Here is a 10,367-nt window from a genome sequence, read left to right as displayed (position 1 = left end):
CTCCTCCCACGCTCCCGCCGCCACCCACACCGCCCGGGGCCGCCTGGTCTGGGTGGACGTCGCGCGCGGCCTGGCCCTGGTCGCGATGATGGTCGCCCACACGGCGCCCGCCGGCGGCCCGGGTGGGGTGCTCCACCTCTCCGAGCACCTCACCGCGCCCCTGTTCGCGGCGCTCGTGGGCGTGGGCGCGCGCCTCGAGGCGGAGTGGCTGGGCCGTGGCCGGGCCGTGCCCCGCGCGCTTGTGCGGGCGGCCGCCCTGTGCGGGGCGGCGTGGCTGACCGGGCTCTTCGGGGCGGCCGTCGTGAACGTGCTGGCGCACCTGGCTGTGCTCACGGTGCTCATGGCACTGCTGGCCGCCCTCCCCCTCGCCGCGCACCTCGTGCTCGCCGTCCTGGCCGGCGGAGGCGGCCTCCTGCTCGCCGCCACACCGACGGCCGACGTCGTCGACCGGCTCGTCCCCGCCGCGCAGGCGCTCGGGCTGAGCCGCGCGACGCTGACCCCGTGGGTCTCCGCGTTCCTCACGGACGGCCCGTACCGCCTCCCCCTGTTCCTCGCGTGGGCGCTGCTGGGGGCGGTGCTGGTCGCCACCGTCCACGGCACGACGACGGCGGCCCCGGCCCGGAGCGCACGGCTCACGGGACTCGCCTGGGCGGCCGGGGGGATCGCGCTGGCCGGCGTCGTGCTCGCCCTGTCCCGGACACGGACCGGCGCCGCCCCCGTGCCCTACACGGCGACCCCGGCGGAGGCCCTGCTGGACACGGGCCTCGTGCTGATCGTGCTCGGCGGGTGCGCGGCCCTGGCGCCGCGGTGGGCCGGGCTGCTGGCCGTGCCCGGCGCGATGACGCTGTCCGTGTACGTGGCGCACCTGTGGTACCTCGGCTGGGTGCGGGGGCTCGGACCCGGGCCGTGGCGCAGCGCCACGGGCACGGACGACACGTGGTTCAACCTGGCCGTGCTGGTGGCCGGCGCGCTGCTGCTGCCGCTGCTGTGGCGGGCCGTCGTGCGTATCGGCCCGTTCCGCGCGGGGCCGCTGGAGGGCGTCGTCCGCCTGCTGACGGCCCCGTTCGACCGCGCGCGCTGACCGACGTCCACCCCAGCGGGTAGCCTCGAGAGCGTGAGCGAGCGAACCACCTACCTGCTGATCGACGGCGAGAACATCGACGCCACCCTCGGCACGTCCATCCTGCAGCGGCGCCCCCAGCCCGACGAGCGGCCACGCTGGAAGCGCCTGCTCGGCTACCTCGAGGACCGCTGGGACCAGCCGGTCAAGGGCCTGTTCTTCCTCGCCATCGACGGTGAGATCCCCATCCCGTTCGTCCAGGCGCTCACCGCCCTCGGCTTCCAGCCGATCATGCTGCGGGGCGAGGGCAAGGTCGTGGACATCGGCATCCAGCGCACCGCGGAGGCGCTGCTGGGCCGGGAGGACGACGTCGTCCTCGTCAGCCACGACGCCGACTTCGCCCCCCAGCTCACCGACCTCGCGGCCACGCCGGGCCGACGCACCGGGATCATGGGCTTCGAGGAGTTCCTCTCCCACGAGCTGCGCCGCATCCCCGGGGTCGAGTTCTTCGACCTGGAGCACGCGGTGGGCGCGTTCGACTCGTCCCTGCCGCGCCTGCGCGTGATCGACGTCGAGGCGTTCGACCCGTACGAGTTCCTCTGACCCGCCGGGGGTGGCCCGCGGCTCAGTCCGTGGGCAGCTCCAGCAGGCGTTCGACGGTGGCGGCCACCCCGTCGTCGTCGCACGCCCCGACCACGCCGTCCGCCGCGGCCAGCAGCGACGGATGGCCCGAGGCCACGGCCAGGCCGAGACCAGCCCACTGGAGCATCTCCAGGTCGTTGGGCATGTCCCCGAACGCGACGACGTCGACCGGCGCGACCCCCCGGCTCGCGGCGAACTCGGCGAGGGTCGCGGCCTTGTGCACGCCCGGGGCGGACATCTCCACGAGCGCGATGCCGGGCGCGGAGTGCGTGGCACTCACGAGCTCGTCCAGCTCGGCGCGGGCCGCGGCGAGGAAGGCGTCCGGGGCCAGGGTGTCCGAGCGGGCCAGCAGCTTCACCACGCCCAGCCGACCCGGCAGCGCGGCCTCGAGCGTGGCCGCCGCGTGGACCTCGGCCCGGAACTCGGCGCGCTCGGAGAACGCGTGCTCCCAGAAGAAGCCCTCGAGGGTCTCGGCGCCGAAGGACACGGTGCGGTCCAGGGCGCGCAGCCGGTCCGTGGCTGTCCACACGGCCTCGACGGGCATGGGGTGGGCGATCAGGACGTCGTCCGTGGCGGTGTCCACGAGGACGGCGCCGTTGGAGCAGATCACCGGTCCGACGGGGCCGAGCTGCGCGCTCAGCGGGCCGAGCCAGCGGAGGGGACGGCCGGTCACGAACACCACCTCGACGCCGGCGTCGTGGGCGTCCCGCAGCGCCGTGATGGTGCGCGGGCTCAGGCGCCCCGACCGCGTGTGCCGGTACCCGATGATGGTGCCGTCCAGGTCCGTCGCGATCATCCGCGGACGGCGCGAGGGCAGGGGCAGGGCGGGCATGCGCTCAGTCTAGGCCGGGGCGGGCGAGGTCGGACGCACGGGATCACCGTAGCGGGACGGGCGGTGGGGTACTCACTGCCGCAGCCGGGAACGCGAGAGGTCGGAATGAGCGTCAGATCCGCCCTCATTCCGACCTCTCGCGTGACCGGAGGGGCCGAAGCGCCCGCCCTCAGTCCTCGACCGGGAGCTCCAGCATGGGACGGTGCTCGTAGAAGGTCTGCAGCACCACGATGGTCCGGGTGGACACCGACGCCGTCTGTCGGATCTCCGTCACGAGGGCCTCGAGCTCGCGCGGTGAGCCCACGCGCACGAAGAGCATGTACGCGGCGTCGCCGGCCACGGAGTGGCACGCCTCGATCGCCGCGATGGACTCGAGGAGCTCGGGGGCGTCGTCGGGCTGGCGCGGGTCCAGCGGGCTGATCTCGATGAACGCGGAGAGCGGCCTGCCCACGGCCTCGGGGTCGAGCAGCGCACGGTAGCCCGTGATGACGCCCGTGCTCTCGAGCCGGCGCAGGCGCGCCTGCACGGCGGAGGTCGAGAGGCCGACCCGCTCGGAGAGCTGGGCGAGCGTGGCGCGCGGGTCATGGGAGACGGCGGCCGCAAGCCGCCCGTCGACAGGGTCGTCCATGCGCCGCACGCTATCAGCCGGCCCCGGCCGCCGGGTTGACAGCCCCATGCCCTCATGGAACCCTTCCGGCAAGTGATCCGCATCACCGGATATTTTCCGGCGATTCGACCTCAGGAAGGTTCCATGTCCACCACTCTGCAGCCCGCCCGGACCGACGGCGTTGCCTCGGAGGCCCCGGCCGACGCGCGCACCGTCGAGACCCACCCGGCCTGGCTCCGCCTCAAGGCCGCCGCCACCGCCCTGCAGCCTCTGCAGGTCAAGGACGGCTCCATCCCGGACCCGGCGGACCACGCCGCCGCGCGCGAGCACGTGGAGACCATCGTCGCCGCCGTCGAGGAGCTCGCCCCGCTCTTCCCGCACGACGCCGCCTACCTCGCCGCCCTGCCCCGCGACTTCGCGCGCTGGGCTGACGGCGGCTTCGCCGAACCCGACTTCCTGGACTCCCTCGTCGCCTTCCAGCCGCAGGAGCACCGCGTCGACGGCGTCCGGCACCTCATGGTCTTCCCGATGTACACGCAGAACGGCTCCCCCGACCGGCACGTGGAGGCCCTGATCGTCGAGACCATCTGGCCCGAGTTCATCGCCGAGCTCGAGGCCGGCGACTATGGCAACCGCCTCTTCGTCTCCCTGCGCCTGATCGACTTCACCCCCGGCTACGACACGAACTCGGCGGTGCTCTTCCCCGAGACCGTGGCCATGCGCGAGATCCCCACCTTCACGTGGGGCGCCATCTTCCAGGACCGCGAGGCCGCCCGCTTCCGTCGGGTCGTCACCGCCGCCGCCGAGGTCACCCAGCTCGAGCTCCCGGCCGAGCTCGCCGAACTGCTCTCCAGCCAGGAGCTCGCCGAGGGCACCTTCGTGATGTGGGACCTCATCCACGACCGCACGCACATGCGCGGCGACCTGCCCTTCGACCCGTTCATGATCAAGCAGCGCATGCCCTTCTTCCTCTACACGCTCGAGGAGATGCGCTGCGACATGACCGCCTTCCGCGAGTGCGTGGCGATCGAGCGCCGCCTCACGGCGCGCGCCGCCGCCGGCGAGCAGCTCACCGCGCTCGAGGAGCAGACCCGCCGCCACGCCGGGCTCGTGCAGCACGCCGTCCTCTTCGACCGGGTCTTCCGCTTCGCCCTCACCGGCTCCCGCGTCCGCAACTACGACGGCCTCGGCGGCCAGCTGCTCTTCGCCTGGCTGCACCGCAAGGACGTGATCCAGTGGCGCGACGTCGAGCTCAGCGTGGACTGGGACCGGCTCGCCGACGCCGTCGTCGAGCTGGGCGACGCCATCGACACGCTCTACTGGGAGTCCATCGACCGCCCCAAGACCGTGCACTGGCTCCAGGCCTACGAGCTCGTCGCCTCCGTGGTCACCCCGCACCCGGCCTCCGTGTGGGCGCAGGGCCTGCCGCGCGAGGTGCTCGCCGGCCCACCCAAGGGCTACACCGACCTCGTGCTCGACGACGAGTTCCCGCTGTCCATGTTCTTCGAGGCCCTCGAGAAGAAGATGCGCGGCGTCATCGAGTCCACCGCCGGGATCCGCGGCACGGACGCCTGACCCGTGGCCGCCCTGACCGACCGCGCCGTCCTGATCGCGGGCGCCACGAGCGCCTCGGGCCGGGCCGCCGCCCGCACCCTCCTCGACGCCGGCGCGCACGTCGTCGCGACCGGGCGCGACGCCGCGAAGCTCGCCCCCCTCGCCGAACTCGGCGCCGAGACCGCGGCCCTGGACCTCACGGACGAGACCGCCGTCCGCGGCCTCGTCGAGGACCTGCACGCCCGCGGCACCCGGATCGACGGCCTGCTCCACCTGGTGGGCGGCTGGCGCGGCGGCGGGGGCCTCGCCGGCCAGACCGAGGAGGACTACCGCGCCCTCGAGGCCTCGTTCACGGCGCTGCGGCACGTGAGCCGGGCCCTCGACGACGACCTGCGGGCCTCGTCCGCCGGTCGCCTCGCGATCGTCTCGTCCACGGCGGTGACCCGGCCGCTCGCCGGCGGTGCGAACTACGCCGCGGTGAAGGCGGCGAGCGAGGCATGGACCCGCGCGGTGGCGCAGGGCTGGGCCAAGGCCGCCCGGGACGCGGGGACCCCGCTGCGCTCGGCGGCCGTCGTGTTCCGCGTGACCTCCCTCGCCGGGCTCGAGGCACGGCTGGCCGAGGAGTACACGCGACTGTGGGAGGCTGAGGCGGGCGCGCTGAACGACGCCGTCCTCACGCTCCAGGAGAAGGGAACGGACTGACATGCAGAGGATCCACGATCCGCAGGAGCGGGGCTTCGCCTCGGACAACTACTCCGGCGTCCACCCGGAGGTGCTCGCGGCGATCGCCGAGGCCAACGGGGGCCACCAGGTCGCCTACGGCGAGGACGTGTACACGGCCCGCCTCCAGGAGGTCGTGGCCCAGCACTTCGGCGAGGACGCCACCGTGTGGCCGATGTTCAACGGCACCGGGGCGAACGTCGTCGGGCTCCAGGCCATGCTGCCCCGCTGGGGCGCGGTGATCTGCGCGGACACCGCGCACATCCACGTGGACGAGGGCGGCGCGCCCGAGAAGTCCGCCGGCATCAAGCTGCTGCCCGTGGCCACCGACGACGGCAAGCTCACCCCCGAGCTGATCGCCGCCGAGGCCTGGGGCTGGGGTGACGAGCACCGCGCCCAGCCCCTGGTCGTCTACCTCACCCAGTCCACCGAGCTCGGCACGGTCTACACCCCGGACGAGGTCAAGGCCATCACGGACTACGCCCACGAGCACGGGATGCGCGTCTACATGGACGGCGCCCGCATCGCCAATGCCGCGGCCTCCCTGGGCCTGCCGCTGCGCGCCTTCACCACCGACGTCGGCGTGGACGTGCTCTCCCTCGGCGGCACCAAGAACGGGGCGCTGCTGGCCGAGGCCGTCGTCGTGCTCGACCCGGACGCCGCGGACGGCCTCGTGTACCTGCGCAAGAACCAGATGCAGCTGGCCTCGAAGATGCGCTTCATCTCGGCGCAGCTGCTCGCCCTGTTCGACGGCGACCTGTACCTGCGCTCCGCCCGCCACGCCAACGCCATGGCCGCCCGGCTGCGCGCCGGCATCGAGGCGGGGGTCGCCGACGGCTCGCTGGCCGGCGTCGAGTTCACGCAGGCCACGGACGCCAACGCCGTGTTCGCCGTCCTGCCCGAGGGCGTGGCCGACCGGCTGCGCGCCCGCTTCCGGTTCTACGACTGGGACGCGGCGCGCCGCGAGGTGCGCTGGGTGTGCGGCTTCGACACGACCGAGGAGGACGTGGACGCGTTCACGGCGGCGCTGCGCGCCGAACTCGTCCCCGCCGTCTGACGGACGCGCCCGGCCGGGATACCCTTCTACCACCGTGCAGCAGGGTGGGACGCCGCGGCCTTCGACGCGCGTCCGACCGCTCCTCCACCGAAAGGCCACCGTGGACACCAGCGCACCCCGGACGTCCCCGTCGACGCCGCGCGCCTCCGCCGCCCACGCCACCCATGAGGGCGGCTCCCTGCAACGCACCCTCAAGTCCCGGCACCTGACGATGATCGCGATGGGCGGCGCCATCGGCACGGGCCTGTTCGTGGCCTCGGGCAACACCATCGCGACCGCCGGCCCCGGTGGCGCCCTCGTGGCCTATGTGGCCATCGGCTTCATGGTGTTCCTGCTGATGCAGTCGCTCGGCGAGATGTCCACGTACCTGCCGGTCTCCGGCGCGTTCGAGGAGTACTCGACCCGCTTCGTGAGCCCCTCGTTCGGCTTCGCCATCGGCTGGAACTACTGGTACAACTGGGCGATCACGGTGGCCGCCGAGCTCGTCGCGGCGGCCCTGATCATGCGGTACTGGCTCCCGGACGTGCCCTCGTGGATCTGGTCCGCGATCTTCCTCGCGCTGCTCTTCGGCCTCAACGCCCTCTCCACGCGCGCCTACGGCGAGAGCGAGTTCTGGTTCTCGCTCATCAAGGTCGCCACGGTGGTGATCTTCCTGGTGCTCGGCGTCCTGATGATCGTCGGCATCCTCGGCGGCTCCTCCCCCGGCTTCCACAACTGGACGGACGGCGAGGCCCCCTTCGTGGGCGGCGGCGCCGGCATCCTGGCGATCTTCATGGTGGCCGGCTTCTCCTTCCAGGGCACCGAGCTGGTCGGCGTGGCCGCGGGCGAGGCCGAGGACCCGGAGAAGAACGTGCCCAAGGCGATCCGCACCGTGTTCGTGCGCATCCTGCTCTTCTACGTCGGCGCGATCACCGTCGTCGGCTTCCTCATCCCCTACACCAGCCCCCACCTGCTGGGCAGCGACGTCGAGGACATCTCGATCTCCCCGTTCACGCTCGTCTTCGAGAACGCGGGCGTGCTCGCCGCCGCCTCCGTGATGAACGCCGTGATCCTCACGGCCATCCTCTCCGCGGGCAACTCGGGCCTGTACGCCTCCACCCGCATGCTCTGGGCCCTGGCCGACTCCGGCAAGGCCCCGCGCTTCCTGGCGAAGGTGAACCGGCGCGGCGTGCCCATGAACGCCCTCTACGCCACCACCGCGGTGGGCGCGGCGTGCTTCCTGACCACGTTCATCGGGGACGGCGCCGCCTACGTGTGGCTCGTCTCCGCCTCGGGCCTGGCCGGGTTCATCGTGTGGATGGGCATCGCCTGGAGCCACTACCGGTTCCGGCGGGCCTACGTCGCGCAGGGCCACGACCCGAAGGACCTGCCCTACCGCGCCTTCCTGTTCCCCCTGGGCCCGATCGTCGCGCTGGTCATGTGCGCCGTCGTGATCCTCGGCCAGAACTACCAGGCGTTCATGGGCGACGTGGACCTCGTGGCCGTGGCCAGCGCGTACATCGGCCTGCCCCTGTTCCTCGCGCTGTGGCTCGGCCACAAGCTCGTCACCGGCTCGAAGCCGGTCCGCTACGAGGACGCCGACCTCACCCGCGTCCTGGACTGAGTCCCCCACCTCGGAGGTCGCCGTGCCCGCCCCCCTGTCCCTTATACACCTTCCGCGGGCGAGCGGGGGCACGATGGGGGCGTGGACACCGCACAGCAGACCACCGCACAGGACACCGCCCCGGACCCCGCGTCGACGACGCCCCGCACGGTCACCGTCACCGGCGCCGCCGGCAACATCGGCTACGCGCTGCTCTTCCGCATCGCCGCCGGCGGGATGCTCGGCCCGGACACCCCGGTCCGGCTGCGCCTGCTCGAGATCCCGGCCGCCCTGGGCGCCGCGGAGGGCACCGCCATGGAGCTCGCCGACGCGGCCTTCCCGCTGCTGGCCGACGTGGAGGTCACGGACGACCCGGCCCGCGCCTTCGACGGGGTCCAGCACGCGCTGCTCGTCGGCGCGCGGCCGCGCACGAAGGGCATGGAGCGGGGCGACCTGCTCGAGGCGAACGGGGGGATCTTCGGCCCTCAGGGCCGGGCGATCAACGACCACGCGGCGGAGGACGTGCGGGTCGTCGTCGTCGGGAACCCGGCCAACACCAACGCGCTGATCGCCGCCGCCCACGCCCCGGACGTGCCGGCCGAGCGCTTCACGGCGCTGACCCGGCTGGACCACAACCGGGCCGTGGCGCAGCTGGCGGCGCGGGCCGGCGTCGCGGTGACGGACGTGGCCGGTGTGACGATCTGGGGCAACCACTCCGCGACCCAGTTCCCGGACCTCACCCACGCCCGCGTGCGGGTGGACGGGACGTGGCGGCCGGCGCTCGAGGTGGTGGATCCGGCGTGGGCGGGCGAGGAGTTCGTGCCGCGCGTGGCGAAGCGGGGCGCGGAGATCATCGAGGTGCGCGGGGCGAGTTCGGCGGCGTCGGCGGCATCCGCGGCGATCGACCACATGCGCGACTGGACCCTCGGCACCGGTGCGGACGCGGACGGGGCGCCGCGCCGGACGTCGGCCGCGGTGGTCTCGGACGGCTCCTACGGGGTGCCGGAGGGGCTGATCAGCTCGTTCCCCGTGACGTCCGACGGCGGCACCGCGTGGCGGATCGTGCCGGGGCTGGAGCCGGACGAGTCCGTGCTGCCGGGTGAGGGCGGGCGGCTGGCTGCGACCGTCGCCGAGCTGGAGGCCGAGCGCGACGCCGTGCGAGGGCTGGGCCTGCTCTGAGGCGACCGGGATCTTCTGCGTCTCTGACCCTTCTGGGGGCGTCCCCGCCCGCCGGAAGGGTCGGATGCGCAACAGATTCGTGCGGGGACGGGCGGGCGTGGGATCAGTCCGCCAGCTCGGCCCGCGTGGGCGGGTCCGCCCCCGGGCGGGAAGCCGTGATCGCCGACGCGCGGGAGGCGTAGATCAGCACCGACTCGACGTCGGCCGGGTCCATCGCGTGCAGGCGGCCGCGGTTGGCGGCGCCGAGCAGCGAGCGGTCGTCGAGGGCGGCGAGCAGGGCGGCGGTGAACGAGTCGCCGGCGCCCACGGTGTCCGCGACGTCCACGGGCACGATCGGGCGCTCCACCACGCCGTGCGCGGTGACGGCCACGATGTCCTCGGCGCCGCGGGTCATCACCACGAACGCCGGGCCCATCCGCTGCCACGCCTGCAGCGACTCGAGCAGCGGGCGGTCCGGGTACAGCCACGCGATGTCCTCGTCCGAGGCGTGCACCACGTCCGCCAGCCGCACGGACTCCTCCGCGCGGGCGCGGGCGAACGCCCGGTCCGGCACGATCGTGGGCCGCACGTTGGGGTCGTAGCTGATGGTCGTGACCGCGGAGATCCGCTCGAGCAGGGCCATCACCTCGGCGTCGCCGGGGGCGAGCATGGTGGCGATGGAGCCGGCATGCATGTGGTGCAGCGGGCCGCCGGCGGCGTCGTCGAAGTCCCGGGCGAGCGCGGCGGCGGGCGGCAGCGTCCAGTCCAGCTCGAACTCATAGCTGGCGGCACCCGTGGGGTCCAGGCGAGCGGTGGCCACGGAGGTGGCGGCGGCATCCGGCTCGAGCAGGCAGCGCACGCCGTTCTCCCGCAGGTGCGAGGCGATCATGTCCCCGTGCGCATCGCGGCCGAGGCGGCCGGCGAACAGGACGGGCCGCTCCAGCCGGCTCAGGCCCACGGCCACGTTCAGGGGGCTGCCCCCGACGTGCACGCGGGGGGTCGCGGTGTCCGAGACCACGACGTCGACGAGCGCCTCTCCGATCACACCACAGTACTGAGCCACGCGCCCCACGGTACCCTAATCACCGGCGCAGAACCGGGGCTGTGCGCAGGCTTCCAGGCCCCCGAGAAACGCCCGACACCCCCATCCCCGAC

Annotated in this window: 10 protein-coding genes; 7 read left to right on the top strand and 3 right to left on the bottom strand. The window is 73.6% G+C overall.

Annotation, left to right across the window (positions count from 1 at the left end):
- Nucleotides 1–1,081, top strand: a 1,081-nt coding sequence (locus CITRIK5_RS10505) for a hypothetical protein (RefSeq protein ID WP_236557181.1), incomplete at its 5' end; no start/stop codon positions are given.
- A gap of 33 nt (nt 1,082–1,114) precedes the next feature.
- On the top strand, nt 1,115–1,663 hold the full coding sequence (locus CITRIK5_RS10500; protein ID WP_002858225.1) for an NYN domain-containing protein: 549 nt from the start codon (nt 1,115–1,117) through the stop codon (nt 1,661–1,663).
- Between the two features lie 22 nt (nt 1,664–1,685).
- Here CITRIK5_RS10500 and CITRIK5_RS10495 read toward each other — a convergent pair whose 3' ends face one another.
- Together CITRIK5_RS10495 and CITRIK5_RS10490 are read right to left on the bottom strand one after the other, a co-directional pair.
- Complete coding sequence (locus tag CITRIK5_RS10495) at nt 1,686–2,534, bottom strand: HAD family hydrolase (protein ID WP_061867208.1); 849 nt, start codon at nt 2,532–2,534, stop codon at nt 1,686–1,688.
- Nucleotides 2,535–2,703: 169 nt separating this feature from the next.
- Nucleotides 2,704–3,162, bottom strand: a complete 459-nt coding sequence (locus tag CITRIK5_RS10490; RefSeq protein WP_061867214.1) for an Lrp/AsnC family transcriptional regulator — start codon at nt 3,160–3,162, stop codon at nt 2,704–2,706.
- A 123-nt stretch (nt 3,163–3,285) separates the two neighbouring features.
- Between CITRIK5_RS10490 and CITRIK5_RS10485 the strand changes: the two genes are divergently transcribed.
- The 5 genes from CITRIK5_RS10485 to CITRIK5_RS10465 all read left to right on the top strand — a co-directional run bounded on the left by CITRIK5_RS10485 (nt 3,286) and on the right by CITRIK5_RS10465 (nt 9,233).
- A complete protein-coding gene (locus tag CITRIK5_RS10485) occupies nt 3,286–4,716 on the top strand; it encodes a DUF6421 family protein (protein WP_061867213.1) in 1,431 nt (476 codons plus the stop codon).
- A gap of 3 nt (nt 4,717–4,719) precedes the next feature.
- Nucleotides 4,720–5,397, top strand: coding sequence for an SDR family oxidoreductase (locus tag CITRIK5_RS10480; RefSeq protein WP_061867212.1), 678 nt, complete (start codon nt 4,720–4,722; stop codon nt 5,395–5,397).
- 1 nt (nt 5,398) lies between these two features.
- Nucleotides 5,399–6,472 (top strand): low specificity L-threonine aldolase, encoded by a 1,074-nt coding sequence (locus tag CITRIK5_RS10475; protein WP_061873126.1) that lies wholly within the window; start codon nt 5,399–5,401, stop codon nt 6,470–6,472.
- 100 nt (nt 6,473–6,572) lie between these two features.
- A complete protein-coding gene (locus CITRIK5_RS10470; protein WP_061867210.1) occupies nt 6,573–8,075 on the top strand; it encodes an amino acid permease in 1,503 nt (500 codons plus the stop codon).
- A gap of 81 nt (nt 8,076–8,156) precedes the next feature.
- Nucleotides 8,157–9,233 (top strand): malate dehydrogenase, encoded by a 1,077-nt coding sequence (locus tag CITRIK5_RS10465; protein WP_061867207.1) that lies wholly within the window; start codon nt 8,157–8,159, stop codon nt 9,231–9,233.
- Nucleotides 9,234–9,336: 103 nt separating this feature from the next.
- Here the strand turns inward: CITRIK5_RS10465 and CITRIK5_RS10460 are convergent, their stop codons facing one another.
- Nucleotides 9,337–10,257, bottom strand: a complete 921-nt coding sequence (locus tag CITRIK5_RS10460; RefSeq protein ID WP_036337149.1) for a carbohydrate kinase — start codon at nt 10,255–10,257, stop codon at nt 9,337–9,339.
- Nucleotides 10,258–10,367: the final 110 nt, after the last annotated feature.

It is taken from the genome of Micrococcus sp. 116, assembly GCF_902506395.1.
Taxonomy (GTDB): Bacteria; Actinomycetota; Actinomycetes; order Actinomycetales; family Micrococcaceae; genus Micrococcus; species Micrococcus luteus.
The sequence above is the reverse complement of the archived record's forward strand: the minus strand, read 5'-3'. Positions and strand labels throughout refer to the sequence as shown.